Here is a 22,524-nt window from a genome sequence, read left to right as displayed (position 1 = left end):
GGGAAAGGGGCAGCCACCACCTTTTCCCAATGTTCATTAGGGAAGCAAGCAGCATCGTAAAACTGTTTCTCACTAAAGCAACATTAAGAAAGTATCGCAACCTTGTTCAGGAACCCACCTGACATTGTTGCGGCACCCACTACTCCCCTTAATAATATAGATTGAACGGATATAAACCGATGAGGTCCCACCACCCTCATCGGTTTTTTTTGCGCCTGGCACATGGAAATTAATTTCCATGTGCCAGGCACTTGGGTTTTAATTGGAAATCAAAGGAATGGTGGGTGATGATGTCGAATAATATATGGGTACATAAACGATGTGATAGAGAGAATAAAGGGGGATTCGATGTGGAGACAACAGTGGTAACTCGGTCGAAAAGGCCGTTTTTTAAACGGCTGTGGGTAAAGATTATTTCAATTACTTTGATGAGCATCTTCCTTTTGCTCACTGCTGCAACCGCCTTCTTATATTGGTTTGCAACACAGCCTCACCCTAATGTCGAAGGGGAAAAACAAATGGTGCAGCTACAAGAAGAGGTTTCGGTCATTCGTGATGATCGAGGTGTTGCACAAATTAACGCGGCAAATCTAGAAGATTTATTTTATATCCAAGGCTATGTCACTGCACAAGATCGACTCTTTCAAATGGATATGACACGGCGTTTAGCTGGCGGAAGACTTTCAGAAGTAGTCGGAGAAGCGGCGTTAGACAGTGATATATTTTTCCGAACATACGGTATGCACCGCGCTGCTCCAGAACTCATCGATCTTTTTGATGAAGAGACGACAATGATGGTTGATGCTTATTCAGCTGGAGTGACCGCATATATCGAAGAAGCATTTGAAGAGGGAAAACAGCCAATAGAATTCCGGATTCTCGGCTATGAGCCGGAACCATGGACGCCAATAGATTCAGCAATTGTCGTCAAATATATGGGATACACGTTATCAGGGAATTACCGAAGTGAGCTTGACCATTATTTAATGGTAAAAGAGTTAGGTGAAGATGCTGAACACCTCATTCCCGACTATCATATCGATGACAAGTTCCCGACGATATATGAAGAAACTGCTCATATCGAAAGTCCATTTTTAGCCGAAGAGCTTCAGTCATTAACTGCATTTGCTCCAGCTGAACATAATGGCAGCAATAATTGGGCAATTAGTGGTGAGTTTACTGAGTCGGGCTTTCCACTCGTCGCTGATGACCCGCATTTAGGATTCGACATACCGAGTGTCTGGTATCAGACACATTTAAACTTAGAAAATGATTTTCACTCAATCGGTGTCACTGTTCCTGGAGTACCCGGTGTTGTTCTCGGGCATAACACGCACCTTGCTTGGGGCGTGACTTCGTTATCTGTCGATCAGGAGGATCTTTACTTAGAACAGGTGCATCCAGAAAAACCTCATCATTATTTGTATGATGGTGAATGGGAAGAAGCAGAAGTCATTGAAGAAGTTATCGAAGTGAGTGGAGGAAACCAACATATAGAAACAGTTGAAGTGACAAGAAATGGCCCGATTATCAACAACATTATCAATGAAGAAATAGAGATTGGTGACACAATTGGAGACACTCCTTATCAAGCGATGTCGCTTCGATGGACCGGAAGAGAAGCGGGGGAAGAGCTAAATGGTGTGCTTGCATTAAATCGTTCCGAAAATGCTGAGGAGTTTATGGCAGGGCTAGATCAATTTGTAACTCCAGGCTTAAGCTGGGTGTTTGCAGATCGCGACGGCAATATTGGATACCGTGGTCAAGCACTCCTGCCAATTAGAGAGCATTCAAATGGCATGCTGCCCGTCCCAGGGTGGGACCCCGAATATCAATGGCAAGGCTTTATTGAACCAGAGGATCTGCCCCAGCAGATGAATCCTGAACAAGGGTACATCATGACAGCGAACAACAAACCGGTTGATGATCAATACCCGTATGAGATAGGCCGTTCTTTCCATCCGTATCGTGCAGAGCGCCTAAATGAAATGATTCAAAGCCAGATTGATTCAGGTGAACCGTTCACGATCGACGATATGAAGGAGATGCAGCTCGATTTTTTAAATACACAAGCTCGTTCCTTGCTTCCGATTTTACTTGAGGCGATAGAAGCAGAAATCGATTCTCTTTCAGATAAAGAAAAAGAAGGGTATGACATGCTACGAGAATGGAACTATATCGAATCAACGGATTCTGGAGCAGCTTTCATTTGGAACATATGGATGGATGACATTGGCCATGCATTATTCGACGAGCTACTCGGGTTTGAGTATTCGAACCAACTCGCGATTCATAAAGCGCTCGTAGACGCCCATAACCATCCTGAAAAAATTTTATTTGCTGACTTACAAGGTGAACATCATCGCGAGCTCAGAGAATTTGCCTTAACGACATTTTCTCAAGCGATTGCAAAAGGTGAAGACATTCAAGGTGAAAACATAGCATCTTGGACATGGGGGGAGTGGCATCGTATGACGATAGAGCATCCGCTATCCTCCGTCTGGCCATTAAACCATTTATTTAATATTGGGACGTGGGAAGTTGGCGGCAGTTCAAATACGCCTGGTGCACATAGCTACAATCGCGAAACCGGAAATGTAAATCATGGAGCGGGCTGGCGTTTCGTTGCAGACCTCCGTTCCCCTGATGACATGTATGACATCGTCATGCCAGGCCAATCAGGACAGCTATTTTCACCTCATTATGACGATCAAGTAGAGTTATGGCTAGAAGGAGAACTTCAACCGATGATCTACGATAAACGATCTGTTGAAGGAACGAAAGTAAAGACATTTACCAGATAAGTATCTAGGATCTTATACCCCTCAACGTATAAGGTCCTGGATACATTTTTTTGATAAAATAAAACAAGAATATAAAAATCGAAGTTCGAAATGAACATTTGTGAATATGTATTGACAAAATCGAACGTATATCTGATAATAATAATCACAAAGTGTTCATTTTAAACAAAAGGGATGGTAAAAATGAACATTAAGCAAAGAAGAAATTATATTGAACAGCTCGTTTTAGACAATGGAAAAGTTGAGATTGAGGATCTCGTGAAATCGTTAGGTGTATCGAGTATGACGATTCGCCGTGATTTGATGTCATTAGAAAATGATAACAAATTGATTCGAACACACGGTGGTGCAGTACCTTTGCAAGGGCTCATTAATGAAACACCATATTCGAATAAAGAACACCAATTTCAATATGAAAAGAAAGTGATTGCAATCGAAGCTGGGAACATTGTTGAGGATGGAAACACGATTATTTTAGATTCCGGGACAACAACGCTTGAGTTAGCTCGTGTTTTAAAGAAAAGAGAAAACTTAACGATTATTACAAATGATATTTTAATTGCAGCTGAATTTGTTGATTCAAATGTACATGTGATCGTCACAGGCGGGGAGCTTCAAAATAAAGTTGGCGCGATGTTCGGACCGCACACACAGGAGCTGTTGTCACATATTAATGTTGATCTCATGTTTTTAGGTGCACACGCGATTCACCCTTCAGCAGGAGTGACAGCACCGACGCTTGAAAAAGCGAAAATAAAACAGATGATGAGAAGTGCAGCAAGCGAAAGCTGGCTCATTACAGACTCAAGCAAATTTAACAAAAAATCCTTTGCGACTGTTTGTGCACTAAATGAAGTAAAAGGGATTATTACAGATGACCATGTGTCCCACATTAACTTAGAATCATATCACGAGAATGTGATCACCGTTTCAACAAAGAAAGAAGGGTAGAGCATGAAAATAGGAATTGTCGCTGATGATCTTACTGGTGCAAATGCGACCGGTGTCAGGTTAAGTAAACAAGGAATATATGCTGCCACAATGGTACAAGGTGCAAATTTTCCAGAGACAACGAATTACGATGCGATTGTCATCGATACAGATAGCCGTTATAGCACCCCTGAAATTGCAAAAAAACGAACACAGCAAGCGATGGATCACTTTAAAAAGTGGGGCGCACAGCTTTTTTCAAAACGGATCGACAGTACGTTTCGTGGAAATATCGGTGTCGAGATTGATGCGATTCTCGAAGATCTCGGTAAAGAGTCAATTGCTGTTGTCGTTCCGTCCTTCCCCGATTCAGGAAGAATTGTGTTAGGAGGGTACTTACTTGTCGATGATGTTCCTTTACAGCAAACAGATGTTGCGAACGATCCTGTCCACCCGATTAACGAATCGTACATTCCATCATTAATGAAAAAACAGACGAAGCACGAAGTCGAATTTTTAGGATTGAAAGATATTTTAGGATCTTTAAGTGAGTTAACGGAAAAATTAGAAACAGCAATTGAAAATGGAAATCGAGTTATCGTCTGTGATGCGACGACGAACGACCAAGTTGAGCATATCGCCGAAGCAATGGCGCTCATTCCGAATCGTCCGATCATTTCTGCTGATCCTGGACCGTTAACAGCCGCTTATGCAAAAGCAGTACGCAATCAAAAGGTAGAACAAGAAAGAATTCTCGTCACAGTTGGCAGTGCAACAAAGCTGACTGGACAACAGCTTCATTATTTAATTGAAAAAACAGAAGCTAAGCCTGTCTATGTGAATCCGAAACCGTTAGCGAGTTATACGTCAAGCTGGGATGAAGAGATCGAAAGAGCAACCGAAGAAGCACTGGAAGCGAAAGATCAATCGGTGCTAATTATTACAACTCATCTACCGGGACATTCGTTAATCAATTTAGCGGAAATCGCAAAACAAGAAAATGTCAGTGAAGATGCTTTAGCGAAACGGATTACGGACGGTCTCGCAAAAATAAGCAGAAAAATTATTGAAGATCAAGATTCAATGATTAAAGGGTGCTTTTCCAGTGGAGGAGATGTCACCGCATCACTTTGTTCAATCAGTCTCGCGAGCGGCATTCAACTAGAAGACGAAGTGCTTCCACTTGCAGCTTATGGAAAATTGATAGGTGGACACTTTCATGACTTGCCGATTATTACAAAGGGCGGGATGATCGGAAATAAGAAGTCGATTTATGAATGCGTGAAATTTTTACAAACTAAACTATAAAGGGGAAATGACCATGACAAATAAACCTGTTATCGCAATTCCAATGGGAGACCCAGCAGGCATCGGGCCGGAAATTACAGTTGGAGCATTGGCGATTAAAGAAGTGTTTGAATCAGGAAAGCCCGTTGTAATCGGAAGTACTGCAATTATGAAAAGAGCAGTTGAAATTATGGGAGTCGACCTCGTGATCAATGAGATTTCATCTGTTCATGAAGCGAAGTTTGAGTTTGGCTCAATCGATGTTCTTTCTAAGGACAACGTTGATTTAGAAACGTTCGAATTCGGTGAAGTTCAGGCACAATGTGGCCAAGCAGCGTTTGAATATATTGAAGAAGCAGTTCGCCTTGCAAACGAAGGAATTGCAGATGTCATCGCGACAACGCCAATTAATAAAGAATCTTTGAAAGCGGCCAATGTACCGCATATCGGTCATACAGAAATGCTCGCTTCCATGACTGAAACGAATGACCCGTTAACGATGTTTGAAGTGAAAAACATGAGAATCTTCTTTTTAACACGCCACTTGTCATTAAAAGATGCGATCGATCAAATGACGAAAGAAAGAGTCCATGACTATTTAAAGCGTTGTAATGAGGCGTTACAAAAGCTAGGTGTTTCAACACGTAAGTTTGCAGTCGCAGGTTTAAATCCGCACAGTGGTGAAAACGGTTTGTTCGGTATGGAAGAAGTCGATGAAATTCGCCCAGGTATTGAAAGAGCGGTAGAAGATGGGATTGACGCTGTCGGACCCGTTCCAGCTGACTCTGTTTTCCACCAAGCATTACAAGGAAAATACGATGCAGTTCTTTCTTTATACCATGACCAAGGCCACATCGCGGCGAAAATGACAGACTTTGAAAAAACGATCTCGATTACAAATGGTCTGCCATTCCTTCGAACGTCTGTTGATCACGGAACTGCATTTGATATCGCAGGAAAAGGGATTGCAAGCTCTGTCAGTATGGAAGAATGTATTAAACTTGCTGCAAAATATGCACCGCATTTTACAAATAAATAAGTCATTGTCAGTCCGCCCTGCTTTAATCGGTAGACGTCTTTCGCTACTGTTGGGCAAGGGCGGGCAATTTCATAGATTACAAGGCTCATAGAAAGGGGACGGGAAACATGGAAGTATCAGGAGGCCAAATGATACTCGGGTTAGTTATCGGGGTATTCTTACTGATTGCTCTCGTATTAAAAACAAAAATTCATGCTTTTCTCGCCATACTCATTTCCGCATCTGTAACAGGTATCGTCGGGGGCATGCCGGCTCCTGATGTCGTGAATGCGATTACAGAAGGGTTTGGCAGCACATTAAGTACAATTGGTATTGTCATCGGATTAGGGGTCATGATGGGAAGGATACTCGAAGTGTCGGGCGCCGCCGAAAGGATGGCCTATTCCTTTATTAAATGGCTCGGGAGAAAACGCGAAGAATGGGCAATGGCGATGGCTGGTTACGTCGTATCTATTCCAATATTCGTAGACTCAGCATTTGTTATTTTAATGCCTTTAATAAAAGCGCTTTCAACAAAAACTGGAAAATCCGTCGTCGGTCTAGGTGTTGCATTAGGTGTCGGTTTAGCAGCGACACACCATGCTGTGCCACCAACTCCAGGTCCATTAGGGGTTGCCGGAATCTTTAACGTTGATGTCGGTTTAATGCTCCTTTGGGGTCTCATATTTGCGGTCCCAATGATTGTCGTTGGGGTTTGGTACGCGAAATGGATCGGAAAGAAAATTTACCAGCTTCCTACTGAAGATGGTCTCGATTTCCACCGTCCAGATATGCCAAGTTCATTAGAAGAATACTATGAAATGCAAGAAAAGAAAGATTTACCATCATTAACAAGATCAGTTGCACCAATTCTTGTACCGATTATTCTTATTTTTGCAAATACTACTGTCTCTGCATTCGGTGTTGAAGGAACTGCAGCCGAATATATTCAATTCTTCGGTTCACCAGTCATCGCGGTAGCACTCGGACTTATTGTAGCTATTTATGGTTTATTCGGAAAAGTATCACAAGCGAATGCGATTGAACGCATGGAAGAAGGAATTAAAACAGCAGGTATCATTTTACTCGTTACAGGAGCTGGTGGTGCGTTAGGTGAAGTATTAAGACAAAGCGGAAGCGGTGACTATATTGCTGAACAATTTGCTGCGACAGCTCTTCCGCCGGTTTTATTACCTTTCTTCATTGCGACGATTGTCCGCCTCATCCAAGGTAGTGGTACAGTCGCAATGATTACTGCTGCATCGATCTCTGCGCCGATTGTTTCCGGCATGGATATTAACATGGTATTAGCAGCACAAGCAGCGACACTAGGTGCAATGATTTTCTCATACTTTAACGACAGCCTATTCTGGGTTGTAAACCGAATGATGGGCATTAAAAATGTGAAAGAACAAATTCTCGTCTGGTCAGTACCGACGACGATTGCCTGGTTCGTTGCACTCGTCATGCTCGTCATCGCAAATATGTTCTTCGGATAATACGATAACAATACGTAAGCTTGTCTTGTTGAGACGCCAAAAGGGATCGGACGCCCTTTTGGCGTTTTTGGCCTTTAGATGCTGTCAGTGAGGGCAATATGTTTGGTTTTGCGTTGGGTTGGTTGAGCAGAGGTTTGAGTAGGTGCGGTATGTCGGGCATGTGCGGCATGTCGGACAAATTAGAATTATTCTAGTTAGCGGATAAACCCCTCTTTTTCGCGGATAAACCCCTCTTTTTCGCGGATAAAACGATAATTTTACCGGATAAACTAAAAATTTCACCGAATAAACCGAAATGCCATCGTACGAAAAGATATTCCTGGATTGGGTAGTAATTTTATTTTATTGAATATACAATATATTTAAAATAAAATTTCGCTAATTGCGTTTCAGGGGAAAAAAGGGGATGGTCATCGGTGTATTACATCGGAATCGATGGTGGTGGAACAAAAACAGCGGCATTGCTCTGTGATGAGGAAGGGAATGTGTTAGCAAAAGCATTGGAAGGGGCAACGAATCCGACAACTGTTCGTGCAGAAACGGTTGAACGGAGATTTCAATGTTTACTAGATCAGTTGAGAGAGTCTACTGACATTCATTTTCAGCACGTCGTTTCTATTTTTGCAGGAATGTCTGGCTATTCAAGACTGACGAATGAGGAAAGACTTATCGGCTTATTAAAGAATGCTTCACATCCAAACACGAAAGTCACGATTTCTTATGATGCCATTTCAGCATTATATTCGGGAACAGATGGAAAGCCAGGGATTGTCAATATTGCTGGGACAGGATCGCTTACTTTTGGCATGAACGAAAAGAACATAACGAAGCGTGTTGGTGGGTGGGGGTATTTACTCGATCACTCAGGAAGTGGCTATGGAATTGGTTTGGCAGCATTGAAAACTTTATTTTATGAACACGACTATGGAAAGAGAGCTTCTGCACTTTCAACAAAAATTCTTACCTTTTTTAATGTCAGCGAGCCGCAACAGCTAATTCCAATCATTTATGATCTTGATAAATCACGAGAGCCAATTGCTTCATTAGCTCCACTCATTTTAGACGAAGCTGAACGAAAGGATGAAGTGGCATTATTAATGATAGACAAGGCTTGTGAAGAAATTGTCCAGTCAGTAAAAATGGTAGCAATGCCGTTGTTTGATTCTGATTGTCAAAAAGAAGTCCCAGTCGTATTAGTCGGTGGTTTAATGAAACGAAAGGATTTATTTTTACCAAAGCTCAAGCAGATTTGGGCGACAGAGTGGCTCGTCCCTGACGCTGAGCCTGTAATTGGGTCTGTTATTGCAGCGAAAAAAGCTGTAGGAAAAAATGATGAACTGGACGATTTCGCAGCGGCATTAAAGGAGAAAGGATGAATCGCAATGGTTAAAACTGGGCTAGCTCGGTTACTAGAAGAAGGTCAGCCGCAATTAGACGGAAAAAATATTGGATTAATTATAAACCATACATCGGTGGACTCCGATCTCAAGCTTAGTTTGGACCGATTCATTGAGCAAGACTATCAGATTAAGGCGATTTTTGCCCCTGAACATGGAGTGAGAGGTGATATCGCAGCTGGTGAAACGGTGGACGATCAAGTCGACTCCAGAACAGGAATTCCTGTCATGAGTCTTTACGGGAAGCATAGGCGGCCGACTGACGACATGCTGCGTCAGCTTGATGCCCTCGTTTTTGATATACAAGACCTTGGTGTTCGGTTCTATACTTACATTTACACGCTTGCTTATTGCATGGAGGAAGCAGGTAAGCACGGCATCGAAGTTTATGTGCTCGATCGACCGAATCCGATTAACGGAACAGCAGTGTGCGGAAATATAGTCGAGCCGGAGTTCGAATCATTTGTCGGAAAATACGGTTTACCGATTAGGCACGGGATGACGGTCGGCGAACTAGCCCAATATTTTAATAGCGAATACAACATGAATGTCGAACTGACTGTTGTAAAAATGAAAGGCTGGACTCGCGACACTTGGTACGATGAGACCGGTCTGCCTTGGGTTATGCCATCACCGAATGCAACGGGGAAAGCGATGTCGGCTCTCTATCCAGGCACTTGTTTTTTTGAAGGAACGAATGTTTCTGAAGGGAGAGGAACAACCGCTCCGTTCCAATGGATCGGTGCACCTTGGATAGATGCGTATGCCTTAAAAAAGGAATTTGATAAACTGCGTCTACCAGCAGTGACCGTTCGCCCTGTCACGTTTACTCCTCTAACGTCGAAATACCAGGACGAATTGTGCCAAGGGTTAGACATTCATATTGATGATTTCAACGACTTTCAACCGATCAGGACGGCTCTCGGAATGATCGACTCAATCAATACCCTTTATACCGAAAAATTCAGTTGGACCGAGCCCATTAATGGACGTTACTTTATTGATTTAATTAGTGGAACAGATGAGGTGAGAAAACACGTGGAACGAGGGGGATCGCTCCTAGAATGGATAAATTCGAAAAAACAAGAAGCTGAACGATTTGAAAAGCTGCGGGAAAAATTTTTACTTTATTAAACGGGAAAAGGGGAGGAAGTCATGAAAACGTATGCTTGGGATGAAATGAAAGAGGAGCACGTCCAATCAATTTGTAATCTTTGGAATCGAGAAATTGGCAGTGAATTTCCGATGCGAGAGGCGCTGTTTAAGCAAAACAGTGTCGAAGATGAAAGCGTGTTTGGACCTGCTTCATCGTTTATATTAAACGACCACAACGAATGCATCGGTGTCCTTGTCGCAAAATGTACTCAATCCGAGGAAGCCAAGCAATTACTTGCGAAAGACATAGCCTGGATTCAATGTCTTCTCATCGATTCAACGTTTCGCAGACAAGGGTTAGGGAGTGAATTGCTTGAAAAGGCTGAAGTTGATTTATTCAATACAGGTGTGAAGAAAATCGCATTAGGACGTGATCCATTTCACTACTTTCCAGGTATACCATCTACGATGACTGAAACGCGAGCTTGGTTTGAAAGACGAGGCTATAGCTGTACAAAGACAGTTGTCGACTTCATGCGGAGTGAAAAAGGAAAAGGCATTGAGCCGGTGCCAAGTTTTGAAGCAACGTCGTTCAGCATCCTGACGCTTGATGACAAAGAACGTTTTCTTGCTTTTATACATGACACCTTTCCCGGACGTTGGGAATATGAAGCGATCAAGTATTTTCAACTCGGAGGAACTGGAAGAGAATACGTTGTGATTAAGAAAGAAGATCGCATCATTGGTTTTTGCCGAATCAATGATCCAGATTCACCGGTGATTGCCCAAAATGTCTATTGGGCTCCTCATTTTGATGGGAAGCTTGGCGGGATTGGTCCATTAGGTGTAGACCGTACATACCGCGGACTAGGCTATGGAGCGGGTGTCGTTCAAGCTGCGTTGACTACGTTGAAAAAAAGAGGCGTTGACTATCTCTTAATCGATTGGACTGAGCATATAGAATTCTATCAAAAATTTGATTTTAAGATCATATGGAAATATGACCAACTTGAAAAAAATCTGAACCCAGTTGAATAAATCAACATTCTGCCTCCCAACTTTTATGAAGGTTTGGAGGTTTTTTGTATTATACAACCTATGGATGATCGTATAACTGTAAAAGCATCATTCGCTTGCTAAAACAAGCCATTTTTAAGATATCGTCCTATAGTTCTCCAGTGATAACTAGTCACAAGTAAAGAATATCAACGTTAGGCTGCCTTGCGCTTTTCTTGTAGCTCGACTGGAAGTTTATTAAGACATTTTTACCTTTTTTTCGTGTTTAGACTAAAGGGAATGCAAAAATAGACTCGAATAGTAGGGAGTATTCATGAACTTTGTCGATTGCTGTAAACGATATTGATTATAATGAGAACTTGTCCCCACACCTCCCTTACCATTATTCTGAATTGTCAGAAAGTTACAAATCCAAACGGTATTTATTTTGATAAACTAAATTTTAGAGAGGTGAAATACTTTTCGTTAAAAACGGTAGAAAAATAACTAACAATTTCTACTGTAATCGTTGCTAGCAAGGTAAATTTATTAATGGAGGCGGTCATAGTGAGAAAAACAGCTTTTTCAGCATTATTGACATTTTTATTATTATTTTCTTTTAGTATTTCTGCATTTGCTGAACCACAATCAAAGCCGAATGGACCATGGATTCAGCCTAATCAAGAAGTAAAGCTTGAAAGCTTAATGTCACCTGAGCAATTAGAGGAAAAATTACACCAAATTAATGAACGTGCAAGAGATGGTCGTATGGATCTGGAAGTGGTAGGTCATTCTGCTACATATGAATACCCGATTTATGCTGTTAAATTTGGTGAAGCGGACACTGATAACCCTAAAGTTTTCATTCAAACGCAAATTCATGGTGATGAGCAGTTAGGAACAGAGGCTTCTATTGACCTCATTCAGCAGCTTGCGATGAGTAACAATAAAGATATCGTGGAAATTTTAGATAATGTCACTGTATGGTTTATCCCAATGCTTAACCCAGATGGTGCGGTCATTTTTGATACACCAAATGGACAATCAAAACAGAGACAGAATATTCAAACGTGGGATCCAGCTGAATACGGATTAGACGAAGGAACGTCAGCTCCTTGGTATTACCGTCCGGATTCTGTTAGCGGGGAAATGGGTTTTGATGTAAACCGAGATTTTCATCCGCACTTAGATTTAGAGTTAAGTCCTGAAACGGCAGATTTAATCCCAAGTGTCAGCTCTCAGCCTGGTGTATTTGCGACTCCAGAAGCTCGTGCATCTAGAGATGTATTTGCGGAACTACAGCCTGATTTATTTATCGATCATCACCACAGATATAGTAATGTCGTGTCTGAAGAGGATGACAGCTTAAATACACTACAAGTCATTGCTCAAGTCGTTAATGATGATACAATGGTCAGTTATGATGGTGTAGATTATCAGCTCGAAGAGGATTCCCTAAATCTATCAAAACAAGTTAATAGCCTCGTCTATCAATCTTTACAAAAAGGAAATTCTCCATTTTCAGCTGTTTCAAGATATCCTGAGGTAAACTTGCCTGGTACAGCTTTAGGGAGTTACTCCATGAATGGTGCAGCTATCATGCTTTATGAAACACGTGGACAGCAGCACCCATATGGACATACTGGTCAAAAAGCAAATGGTCAGTATACGAAGCAATCTTATATCGGTCTTTATGAAACATTACGCGGCTTTGCAACGGGAGAAGTGTATGAGATCGACCCTGAATTTTACGATGAGGAAATCCCTTACGGAAGCCCAAGTATCGGAAGACCGAACTAACATATTAGAATATCGTGTGTGTCGGGCAAACAAAAACGCACGCGTGATCACATTTAACACCAGGGCATAATGGAATCCCATTCCATTGTTACCTAATTTTTTACAAGTGCCTGGCACCTGGGATAAATATCCAGGTGCCAGGCACTTGTCTTCATTTTAAAAGGCTTTCGCCACTATGATTTGCACTAAGTGAACAGCAGGCAAGCATCATTTGCTTGCAGATAAGGATAAGGAGAATTGAACTCTATTCCCTTCAAAATTGCTTGCTGAACGACCTTCCTCCGTTATAAAGGAAATGACACGAAATAACAAAGATAACTTGAAGGACAAATCATGCTTGATTAGACAAACTATCGCTTGTTCTCATGTCCTCTGGTACAGTTTTATAAAACTTATTTTTTGATGGTTGAGAAGTAAGACTAAATAATACGATTGTTAATACGAACATCATTAGTGCACCTGTTATTACAGTAACTTGTATGGAAAGAACTTGAGCACCTATTGCAAAGATAGCTGTTGCAATAATAATTAAAAAAGCTTCAACAAACCCATAAAGACTGCCTATTCTTCCGATTACTTCTACTGGAATATTGTTTTGATAGAATGTATAAAAACCTGTGTTTGCAAAGGCATTAGCAAATGCCAACAAAAATACGCCTATCGCTGCAATTAAAAAATGGTTGGAGAACGCAAAAATAATATAACCTACTGAAACCATGACAGCTCCAGCTCCGATTAACATAGAAATTGCTAGATTTTTCGTGAAGATGACGTTGATTAATGCTCCTACTAAAATACCTGCTCCTGCAATACTTACGAGAAAACCATATTCGCTATCAGAAAGAGAAATGACCTCTTTTGAAAATGCAACTTCAAGTGAATCAATAGCTGTTTGCATGACGATAAATACACTAAATAAGAAATAAATCGTCATTACATATATAAACTTACGGCTAAACTGCAAAACAACAATCCAATCCTCTTTTAGTAATTTCAAGGACAATTTTTGTTCGGTTGTTATATTTTTAATATCGTTCTTCTCTACATTTGGCATAAATAAAGTTACGATAGCTGAAAAGAAGAACGCTAAAGCGTTCATGTAAATTGCATAAATGGGGGATCCAATCATAAATAACAACCCAGTAACGGCAGGTCCAATGAAAAATGCTCCTGAATCTATAAGACTTATTAAAGAGTTAAATCTTTGTCTTTTTTCTCGTGGGATTAGCCTCGTAATATAACTAAATGATGTTGGTTCATATACAGAAGAAGCCATATTAATTAAAAAGACAAGAACGTAGATCATCCATAACGAAGTCGAAAAAATCGCTAAACAAACGATTAGTGTTCCTTGCAAAATATCTAAAAAAATCATGACGTATTTTTTATTCAAACGATCAATAAAACTACCACTCCATAAGTTAATAAATAACGTTGCTAAAGGTCTAATGATATAGAGTGCTGCAACTGCCAATGCAGAACCAGTCATATTAAAAACAATTAGATTTAATGCAATAAAATAGATCCACGCTCCAATATTTGAAATACCAATACCAAACAATAAAATACTTGGATATTTCCACGAATGAATAATTTTTTTAAAATCCAATTCCAGTCCTCCCTGTTAAGTGATTTTTTCTAGAAAATAAAAAATCCCGCCCCCCAAGACATCAGTCTTGGGGGCGAGATTATAGAATCGCGGTGCCACCCCAGTTTATTAATACGTCACCATATTAATCTTTTCGGGTACGGCAAAGAAGCTGCTTATACCCTAGCTCTATAACGGGAGCTCCCGTTACACTATCACCATAAAGGATCCAGTGTACTACTCAGAGACTTGGTTCAATAAAATCATTCTTACTCCTTTTCAGCTCCCGGAGCTCTCTGTAAAGAAATTATTTATCTACTCTTCTCATCATTGCATTTAGTAATTTTTGTAATACTAACATGAAATGATGTGAGCTTCAAGAAAAATTTTACAGATTTGCTCTCAGACTACTCTAGGTATTCCTGTGTGTTTCTTACCTTAATGTAAATAGTAACATTAAATATCTTTCTTGATTAGGAATCAAATATCACAGAGTCTGTTTTTTTTCGTCATTTGCTAAAAGTGTGATAAAGGTACTGTTTTAAAAAAATACTTTAAAAAAATTGAATGTTTGTTAGATTTATTTTATAGTTAATTTATTGGAATTTTTAATAAATTTTGTTTAATGGAGGGAAAAATGATAAAAATTTCTAATTGTTTTGTATTAGCAATAATTATAGGTATAGTAATTTTTTCAAATTACACTGTCTATGCAGAAAATGATGATGAAATTTTAGGAGTACTCTATGATGACCAAATTCATGGATTAAATTCAAAAAGTGATTTAGATTCAAGGTTACAATTGGAGGATTTTTCTTATGAAAATGGCAAGGTGTTTCTTGAGGGGACAATAGATTATCCAAATGGGAAGTTAATAATTGAATCTTCAGGCGAAATATATGATTCTTTAAACCTCGCTTTAAAAGAATCTAATGCAAAAGTTATAGATTTCAAAAATACAGATAGTGCATATAATATATTATCTGCAACTATAGAAGAAAGTGCATTTAAACCATTACTTTTGCCAATTAATTATGACTTGGAAAATAAGGTGGTTCTTAAATTAGCGGTAGGTATTAATGAGAACGAACAAATCCTTTATTTTGAAGGTGAATTACCAAGGAGTTACAAAAAAGTTGTCGAAGAAGATTCAATCAACTTAGAGGGGTTAATATCAAATCTTGATAATAAAGAAAGTCTTAGTTTTAGTGAAAGTAAAGAACTTAATAACTTAAAAGAGCAAAAAGATGTATTATTTTCTAATGAAAATTGGTTTTTCCCTTTTGTTGAAAAAGAAGTTAATCCTATAATTAATGAAAAGGAAGGTGAAGAACGCAATATAAGTGTGCAAGGAAGTATTATTCCCGATGTCCCAGATTACAATTTTAAAAGAGTTGATAGTCGGTTAACAACATATAGTAATGATTGGGGTTATTATAAAGTTTCAACTAATTGGCCCGTGATATCAGAAAATGTTTTAACAGATGTAATAAAGTGGGTGTGGCCAATTGGGCATATTGATGATTTAGCTGAAGGGACAAATGTAACTAATAATAGTTTCTTGCATTTACAAATAACTAATGATGGACGGTATTTGTATTTGGAGGAGACAGGGGAAATAGTACCATTTGCAGATGAATCATATATACGGCTAGATAATATAACTTTGGAAGTTGTCTACCCCAATATAGCGGATATATTTTATTCAGCTAGGTCATTTGTAGAAGTTAATGGTTCATACTCATTTAATTTTAGTTCAGTTATTGGTCTCCTTCCTTTCGGTAATTACTATGCAACTATTAATAATGTTCGAAATATTGTTACCTATCAAGAAGAACCATTTTCAGGAGAGACAATGAACTTTCCGACAACAGTAGAAGCTCAAGTTAACTCATACCAAAGAACTATAAGAGACCTCAGAATAGATGTAGAAGACAGTCTGCGTATTGTTGGGGATAGAGCAGGTATTAATTACCAAGGTATTGTTCCTCAGGATGTGAGTGAAGACGGGGAATTAACTTACAGAAGATCTAATTTGTCTAGAAGAGTTACACATCAATTTGATTTTGACATATACGTTAGAAATCGCTGGGGTTCTTATACACATGCGGAGACAGTAAATAAAACAAAGAATTTAGTGTACACGGTGGAATGATTAAAGTGAATAAGAAAATACTAATCACGCTAATATGTATAATCTCTCTCTTCTGTTTCTATCTACTATATAAAAATTATCAATTAAATAATACGTTAGTAGAAGTAGATGAATATACGAAAATAGAGTTAGCTTATAGTCTACATAATAGTAGGTATATAATTGATAATTTTGTTCATATTCTTGAACAAGAAATAGTTAATGAAGATCGTTTAAAGAGGGCTGAATTAAATTATAGAGAATATAGAAATATTAATTCAATTTATATTGACTATTTGACGTCTTCATTTTCGAAAACAAGTGAGCCAATGTATCATGATGTTTATAGGCAAAGTCACTATTTAAGTTTATTATTAAGTCAAATTGTGGAATTTTATGAAACAGGTAATCCCGTTCAATTTTGTGAAAAAGAGTTACTAAATAAAGATGATATACTAGATGTTTTATATGATTATAGGAGCGCCCTTTCCTTTCATGAAAATAATGAATCCTTGAAGGATAGTCGAAGTTTAATTTTAACTGATTTACAGGAAAATTGGCGTTTGCAGCATAATTACTGTGAATAATACTTCTTCGTCTTTTGTGGTAGGAATGATACCTATAAATTAAGAGAGATATTTGCTAACCATTTCGGTTAGTTTTTTTGTATGAAAAGAGGTAGGTGTGACTACTTAGTAAACTGAAAAGTGTTGTTTCAAAGTATCAAGTGATTGTTGTCTCAATATATTTGTCGATCAGATCTTTTTACTTCACAAACAATCTATAGAAACGACGATCATGAAAAAACGGGAACTCTCTTTTTTAAAAATGAAAATAGGAAACCTGCCATACTATATTATGGACCACGTTGCTAATTCACCAACCAAAAGTTACCACTTCCTTCTACCGTCAGTAGTAAAAACGAATAGGTCAAATCTACTGAAATTTAATTTTTTGATTATTCTTAAAATTATAAAAGGTTTTTCCAGTTTTAAGGTTGAATCGTACATATGAAAAACCTTTGAAGGGGTGGTATAGGTGAGTGAGTCTATGAAAATCTTTTTAGCACTCGTTGTTGGAATGTCATTCGTTTTTTCAAATTTATCAGTAGTTGTTGCAGAGGAAGAAGAGCAAATGATTCGCATTGGTGTTGTACCAGAAGCAACGTCTGTGACAATCGGAAGCGATGCACATTTTCAAATTGAATCAAAGGAAAACGGTTTTCTCTTATATGAAGGTGAAGATGAACAAGTTGAAATAGAGCTTCAATCGCAAGGTGAAATTGAGACATGGTTCCGTCTGCAAACAGGGTGGACGACTAATGAATCAGCCTTACAAGATTGGCTTTCTCAAGCAGAAGAGGAAGGGTATGTCACATATGTGGAACCTTATGATGGTGGCTACAGAATGTTGATCGGGGAATTCCCGTTAGATACTCCATGGGGAGAAAGAGAAGCTTTCAGGCAAGAAGTCATTGAAAAAGGTCTTGCACAAAACGATGCATTTTGGCGGGAAATGACGACATCAGAAGGAGAACCGTCTCTTACTATTAATGGTGAATTTACGTATGAAGGAGCAATCGTTTTGCAAGCTGATGATAATCTTGTATTCGTAGATGGAGATCGTTATCGAGGCGTTTCAGAAATAAACTTTAATAGCGCAGGAACGTTAGCTGCGATTAATGAGTTACCTTTAGAGCAATACTTGTATGGTGTCGTTCCTAGAGAATTGCCACCGAATCCATATGCCCAATTAGAAGCACAAAAATCACAAGCGATCGCTGCAAGGACGTATGCACTAGCAAACCTCGGAAAGCATAGTTCCAATGGCTATGACTTGCTGCCAACAACAGCAGACCAAGTGTATGGCGGATTTGATGATGAACATCCAATTTCAAATGAAGCTATCGATGACACAAGAGGAGTTGTCGCAACTTACGATGGAGAGTTCATTACAGCTGTCTATCATTCTACGAGCGGCGGGCATACCGCAAATAATGAGGATGTTTGGAATACGGATGCTATCCCTTATTTACGTGGAGTACCTGATGCGAATCGTGGAAATGCACAAGAAAACGTTCCATCTCTTGAAGTGTTTAAAAATAGTAGAAATGCCCGTTCATTACGTGGATTAAATAATGGTGCCTATGAATCTGACTGGTCAAGATACCATCGTTGGAATTTTGAGTGGACGATGGAAGAAATAACAGAGGCGCTAAGTGACCGATTTAATGAGGACGTCGGTGACGTTTATGAAATGAATGTTCTCGAACGTTCAAGTTCGGGGAGAGCCTATGAAATAGAATTTGTGACAGAGAACGGAACTTTCTATGAAACGAAAGATCAAATTCGCTGGGCACTCCAATACTTTAATGAAGATGGAAACATGAGCCCGCTGCTAAGTACATTGTTCTTTATTGAACCGGTCGTTGAGCGGCCATCTCAAGAAGTTGTCGGCTTTATAGCATATGGCGGCGGCTGGGGACACGGAGTCGGCATGTCGCAAACAGGAGCAGTAGGAATGGCTGAAAAAGGTGCAGATTATGAAGAAATCCTCAAACACTACTACACAGACATAGACCTAGAAACTATCTATTAAACATCTCTTAATCATACATCTCTTAACCATAAATTTCTTAACCATTTTTTAACAAGTGCCTGGCACCTGGAAAAGGATTCCCAGGTGCCAGGCACTTTGTCATGTCTTCGGATTTTCTGCGGCCATAGGATCCGCTATTGACTCAAAAAAAGCTAATTCTACGGTGTTTAAGGACATTGGATCCGCTATTTGATGAAAAAGATATGAAAAACCAGCCATAATCGCAATATAGCGGAACGTGTGAATATAGAATAAAAAGTGGACACCCCTTTAACGAACATTATAATTGGACATGATGAGATGATAATACAAGGAGGGGTTCCCATGGGTGAACGTCGGCAAAGGTATAGTGAAGAATTTAAACGTCAAACAGTTAAATTTGCTCAAGAGCAGAAGCAAAAGAAAACGATGAGAGACATAGCACAAGAATTAGATATTCCATTAAGTTGTCTACATCAGTGGATGACTCAATATCGAGAATTTGATAATGAACCACTGGCAAGTGAAGAACGTATTCGTAAATTAGAACAACAGTTACGAGGTCAAGAACGTCAATTAAGAGAAAAAGACCGCAAACTAGCAGACACTCAAGAAGAGTTGGCAATTGTAAAAAAGGCGGTGCACATCTTCAGCAAACCACGGCCATGAGGTTCGAATTCATTGAAAAGCATAGCTCCGAATTTTCAGTGAAGAAGATGTGTAAAGTACTGCAAGTATCGCGGAGTGGCTATTTCAAGTGGAAAAAACGTGAGGTTAGTCAACAAGAGCTTCGAAAAAGAGAAATTCAAGGCCGAATCGAGTACCATTTTAAAGATAGTCATGGGATTTATGGTAGTCCGAAAATCACCCAAATGTTGTGGAAAGAAAACTATCAAGTTAGTCAAAGAACAGTTAGTAAATATATGAATGAGCTAGGATTACGCTCTTGTGTGTCAAAGAAGTTCAAGGTCGTTACAACAGATTCTAATCATGCAAATCCTATCGCTCCTAATAAATTGGATCAAAACTTTCGTATAGCAGCTCCTAACAAGGTTTGGGGTGCTGATATTACCTATATTCCTTGTCGCCAGGGGAAATTATACTTGGCGGTCATCCTTGATCTTTGTACTCGTGAAATTGTTGGCTGGAGTCTTAAAGGTCACATGGCAAATGAAATCGTGTTAGAAGCTCTGGAAAATGCTTATGAATCAAAAAATCCAAACAAAGACTTAATCCATCATTCAGACCGAGGTACTCAATACGCATCAAAAGAATATCGTCAACGACTCGAAAGTTATGGTATGGAAGCTAGTATGAGTCGTACTGGCAATTGTTATGACAATGCTTGTGTAGAATCATTTTTTAGTGTTTTGAAAAAAGAATTATTAAAAGGTCGTCGGTTTAAAACCAAGGAGCAGGCTTATACTAGTATGTTCCAATACATTGAGTTTTTCTATAATCGCAAAAGAATACACAGTTCTATTGGATACCTGTCACCAATGCAATATGCAAAGCAGTTTGATAGGAAAGCTGCTTAATACGAGTAGTAGTTTGGCCCTTACTTCACCTAACCATCAAACAGATGATGAAGTGGAGGGGTCAAGCGGTTTGGGCTTGACGCTTCCGCTGAATTATCTATACTTTTCGAAAGGTGAACAAAGGCCAACTAGTTAAAGCAACTATAAATCCAAAAATTCGTTATTTAGGTGTCTACTTTCTTGACATAGGTCCAGTGTGTCCTCTTAACTTCGATAAACTAGCTTTTTGACCGTTTTAACGGATCCAGTGTCCTCCAAGGCATACACCAGTGTCGGCCAAGGTCATCAGTGTCCTCAAGATCCCCAAAGCATACCAGTGTCCTCCAAGGCCATCAGTGTCCTCAAGATCCCCAAAGCATACCAGTGTCCTCCAAGGCCATCAGTGTCCTCAAGATCCCCAAAGCATACCAGTGTCCTCCAAGGCCATCAGTGTCCTCAAGATCCCCAAAGCATACCAGTGTCCTCCAAGGCCATCAGTGTCCTCAAGATCCCCAAAGCATACCAGTGTCCTCCAAGGCCATCAGTGTCCTCAAGATCCCCAAAGTATACCAGTGTCGGCCGAGGTCATCAGTGTCCTCAAGATCCCAAAAGCATACCACAATGTCGGCCAAATTTGCTCGGATCGTCAGTGTCCCTATGTTTCCCAAGGTCCCTAGTGTCCGCCCAAGTCCCCAAAGTCCATCAACATCCCCAAATCCCCCGAGCAATGGAAAACTCATGTAAATCATTAGAAAGAAGCATACGTGGGCACTTGTTCGGAATAGATATAGAGCAAGTGACTGAAATAATTTTCCGAAAATTACTAAAAGTACTTGAAAATTAATTTTACAACCGATAAACTGTAATTGAAATTAAATTTCAGAATAAACGACACATAGATGAAATTTGGTGATGAGATGGAAAATAAGCTATCTTCTTTAATGACAGAAAGACGCAATGAACGAACGATGAATATTGATCAACTGTCGACGAGAGAAATTATTTCATTGATGAATAAAGAAGACCAATCTGTTGCAAAAGCCGTAGAGGATGCTCTTCCTCAAGTAGAAGTCGCCACGGAAGCAGTCTATGAAGCTTTGAAAACTGGTGGGAGATTACTATACGTCGGTGCTGGGACGAGTGGCAGGTTAGGAATCATTGACGCATCTGAATGTCCTCCGACCTTCAGGACTGATCCGGATATGGTAAAAGCGGTCATGGCTGGCGGTAAAAAGGCGATGTTTGAAGCCATAGAAGGAGTAGAGGATAACGAGGATGAAGGAGCAAACGACCTAAAAACAGAACGCCTCACAAAAAACGATGCCGTTATCGGAATTGCAGCAAGTGGCAGAACCCCATATGTGATGGGAGCACTGAAGTATGCAAATAAAGTCGGCGCGAAAACAATCTCACTCACTTGTAACCAAGGCTCTGAAATAGCGTGTCTTGCAGATCACCCAATCGAAACGATTGTTGGCCCGGAAGTGATCACAGGATCTACACGATTAAAAGCAGCGACCGCCCATAAAATGGTGTTAAATATGATTTCAACGACAACGATGATTAAACTTGGAAAAGTCTTTGAAAACTTAATGGTAGATCTAAACGCTAGCAATTATAAGTTAATAGAAAGAGCAAAGAGAATTGTTGCATCTGTGACAGACGTTTCCGTCGAAGAAGCAGGTCTTACGCTATCCGATGCGAATCAAGATGTTAAAGCTGCGATCGTCATGATTAAAACAAATGTGACGTATGACGAAGCGAAACATGTACTAGATGTTACGGAAGGTTATGTTAGAAGTGCGATCACGCTCCTTGAAAAAAAGCAAGGATGAGAATTAACAAAGAGTGAAAGCGCTATCTACAAAACGAGGTTTTAATA

The 22,524-nt window shown here is 39.7% G+C and carries 16 protein-coding genes and 1 other annotated feature; of the genes, 15 read left to right on the top strand and 1 reads right to left on the bottom strand.

The annotated features are described in order from the left end of the window. Nucleotides 1-350 precede the first annotated feature (350 nt). From CD001_RS01300 to CD001_RS01260, 9 genes are all read left to right on the top strand, one after another. Nucleotides 351-2,804, top strand: a complete 2,454-nt coding sequence (locus CD001_RS01300; protein ID WP_179298561.1) for a penicillin acylase family protein — start codon at nt 351-353, stop codon at nt 2,802-2,804. Between the two features lie 183 nt (nt 2,805-2,987). Beyond that, nucleotides 2,988-3,755, top strand: coding sequence for a DeoR/GlpR family DNA-binding transcription regulator (locus CD001_RS01295; protein ID WP_096185843.1), 768 nt, complete (start codon nt 2,988-2,990; stop codon nt 3,753-3,755). A 3-nt stretch (nt 3,756-3,758) separates the two neighbouring features. After that, the gene (locus CD001_RS01290; RefSeq protein ID WP_096185842.1) at nt 3,759-5,042 is read left to right on the top strand and encodes a four-carbon acid sugar kinase family protein; all 1,284 of its coding nucleotides are present in this window, start codon (nt 3,759-3,761) and stop codon (nt 5,040-5,042) included. Between the two features lie 13 nt (nt 5,043-5,055). Further along, the gene (gene pdxA / locus CD001_RS01285) at nt 5,056-6,060 is read left to right on the top strand and encodes a 4-hydroxythreonine-4-phosphate dehydrogenase PdxA (protein WP_096185841.1); all 1,005 of its coding nucleotides are present in this window, start codon (nt 5,056-5,058) and stop codon (nt 6,058-6,060) included. A 107-nt stretch (nt 6,061-6,167) separates the two neighbouring features. After that, the gene (locus CD001_RS01280; protein WP_096185840.1) at nt 6,168-7,538 is read left to right on the top strand and encodes a GntP family permease; all 1,371 of its coding nucleotides are present in this window, start codon (nt 6,168-6,170) and stop codon (nt 7,536-7,538) included. A gap of 416 nt (nt 7,539-7,954) precedes the next feature. After that, complete coding sequence (locus CD001_RS01275; protein WP_096185839.1) at nt 7,955-8,914, top strand: N-acetylglucosamine kinase; 960 nt, start codon at nt 7,955-7,957, stop codon at nt 8,912-8,914. 6 nt (nt 8,915-8,920) lie between these two features. Further along, entirely contained in the window at nt 8,921-10,069 is a 1,149-nt protein-coding gene (locus tag CD001_RS01270) for an exo-beta-N-acetylmuramidase NamZ family protein (protein WP_096185838.1), read from the top strand. 21 nt (nt 10,070-10,090) lie between these two features. Further along, complete coding sequence (locus tag CD001_RS01265; RefSeq protein ID WP_257009676.1) at nt 10,091-11,068, top strand: GNAT family N-acetyltransferase; 978 nt, start codon at nt 10,091-10,093, stop codon at nt 11,066-11,068. A gap of 525 nt (nt 11,069-11,593) precedes the next feature. Further along, the gene (locus CD001_RS01260; RefSeq protein ID WP_179298560.1) at nt 11,594-12,826 is read left to right on the top strand and encodes a M14 family zinc carboxypeptidase; all 1,233 of its coding nucleotides are present in this window, start codon (nt 11,594-11,596) and stop codon (nt 12,824-12,826) included. Between the two features lie 331 nt (nt 12,827-13,157). On the opposite strand, the gene CD001_RS01255 is transcribed toward CD001_RS01260, so the two are convergent. Continuing rightward, nucleotides 13,158-14,435: an MFS transporter gene (locus CD001_RS01255; protein ID WP_096185836.1), complete on the bottom strand. Its 1,278-nt coding sequence runs from the start codon at nt 14,433-14,435 to the stop codon at nt 13,158-13,160. Nucleotides 14,436-14,501: 66 nt separating this feature from the next. Next, nucleotides 14,502-14,754: a binding site (T-box leader), on the bottom strand. A gap of 297 nt (nt 14,755-15,051) precedes the next feature. On the opposite strand from CD001_RS01255, the gene CD001_RS01250 reads away from it, so the two are divergent. The 6 genes from CD001_RS01250 (at nt 15,052) to murQ (ending at nt 22,477) form a co-directional block, all read left to right on the top strand. Beyond that, the gene (locus CD001_RS01250; RefSeq protein ID WP_096185835.1) at nt 15,052-16,569 is read left to right on the top strand and encodes a hypothetical protein; all 1,518 of its coding nucleotides are present in this window, start codon (nt 15,052-15,054) and stop codon (nt 16,567-16,569) included. A gap of 5 nt (nt 16,570-16,574) precedes the next feature. Then, the gene (locus CD001_RS01245; RefSeq protein ID WP_142303531.1) at nt 16,575-17,135 is read left to right on the top strand and encodes a hypothetical protein; all 561 of its coding nucleotides are present in this window, start codon (nt 16,575-16,577) and stop codon (nt 17,133-17,135) included. Between the two features lie 451 nt (nt 17,136-17,586). After that, nucleotides 17,587-19,146, top strand: a complete 1,560-nt coding sequence (locus tag CD001_RS01240) for a SpoIID/LytB domain-containing protein (protein WP_142303530.1) — start codon at nt 17,587-17,589, stop codon at nt 19,144-19,146. A gap of 324 nt (nt 19,147-19,470) precedes the next feature. Further along, the gene (locus CD001_RS01235) at nt 19,471-19,794 is read left to right on the top strand and encodes a transposase (RefSeq protein WP_096185832.1); all 324 of its coding nucleotides are present in this window, start codon (nt 19,471-19,473) and stop codon (nt 19,792-19,794) included. Then, complete coding sequence (locus CD001_RS01230; RefSeq protein ID WP_096185831.1) at nt 19,791-20,663, top strand: IS3 family transposase; 873 nt, start codon at nt 19,791-19,793, stop codon at nt 20,661-20,663. The genes CD001_RS01235 and CD001_RS01230 overlap by 4 nt, the downstream gene beginning before the upstream one ends. 896 nt (nt 20,664-21,559) lie before the next feature. After that, entirely contained in the window at nt 21,560-22,477 is a 918-nt protein-coding gene (gene murQ, locus CD001_RS01220; RefSeq protein ID WP_096185829.1) for an N-acetylmuramic acid 6-phosphate etherase, read from the top strand. Nucleotides 22,478-22,524: the final 47 nt, after the last annotated feature.

Origin of the sequence: Evansella halocellulosilytica, assembly GCF_002335745.1 — a bacterium.
GTDB lineage: Bacteria > Bacillota > Bacilli > Bacillales > Salisediminibacteriaceae > Bacillus_CA > Bacillus_CA halocellulosilytica.
This window is presented reverse-complemented; position numbering and strand designations above follow the sequence as displayed.

What these genes read in the sequence shown, in the direction of transcription:
- CD001_RS01295 (WP_096185843.1), top strand. Translation starts at nt 2,988, where the DNA reads ATGAACATTAAGCAAAGAAGAAATTATATTGAACAGCTCGTTTTAGAC.
- CD001_RS01290 (WP_096185842.1), top strand. Translation starts at nt 3,759, where the DNA reads ATGAAAATAGGAATTGTCGCTGATGATCTTACTGGTGCAAATGCGACC.
- pdxA (WP_096185841.1), top strand. Translation starts at nt 5,056, where the DNA reads ATGACAAATAAACCTGTTATCGCAATTCCAATGGGAGACCCAGCAGGC.
- CD001_RS01280 (WP_096185840.1), top strand. Translation starts at nt 6,168, where the DNA reads ATGGAAGTATCAGGAGGCCAAATGATACTCGGGTTAGTTATCGGGGTA.
- CD001_RS01270 (WP_096185838.1), top strand. Translation starts at nt 8,921, where the DNA reads ATGGTTAAAACTGGGCTAGCTCGGTTACTAGAAGAAGGTCAGCCGCAA.
- CD001_RS01265 (WP_257009676.1), top strand. Translation starts at nt 10,091, where the DNA reads ATGAAAACGTATGCTTGGGATGAAATGAAAGAGGAGCACGTCCAATCA.
- CD001_RS01250 (WP_096185835.1), top strand. Translation starts at nt 15,052, where the DNA reads ATGATAAAAATTTCTAATTGTTTTGTATTAGCAATAATTATAGGTATA.
- CD001_RS01235 (WP_096185832.1), top strand. Translation starts at nt 19,471, where the DNA reads ATGGGTGAACGTCGGCAAAGGTATAGTGAAGAATTTAAACGTCAAACA.
- CD001_RS01230 (WP_096185831.1), top strand. Translation starts at nt 19,791, where the DNA reads ATGAGGTTCGAATTCATTGAAAAGCATAGCTCCGAATTTTCAGTGAAG.
- murQ (WP_096185829.1), top strand. Translation starts at nt 21,560, where the DNA reads ATGGAAAATAAGCTATCTTCTTTAATGACAGAAAGACGCAATGAACGA.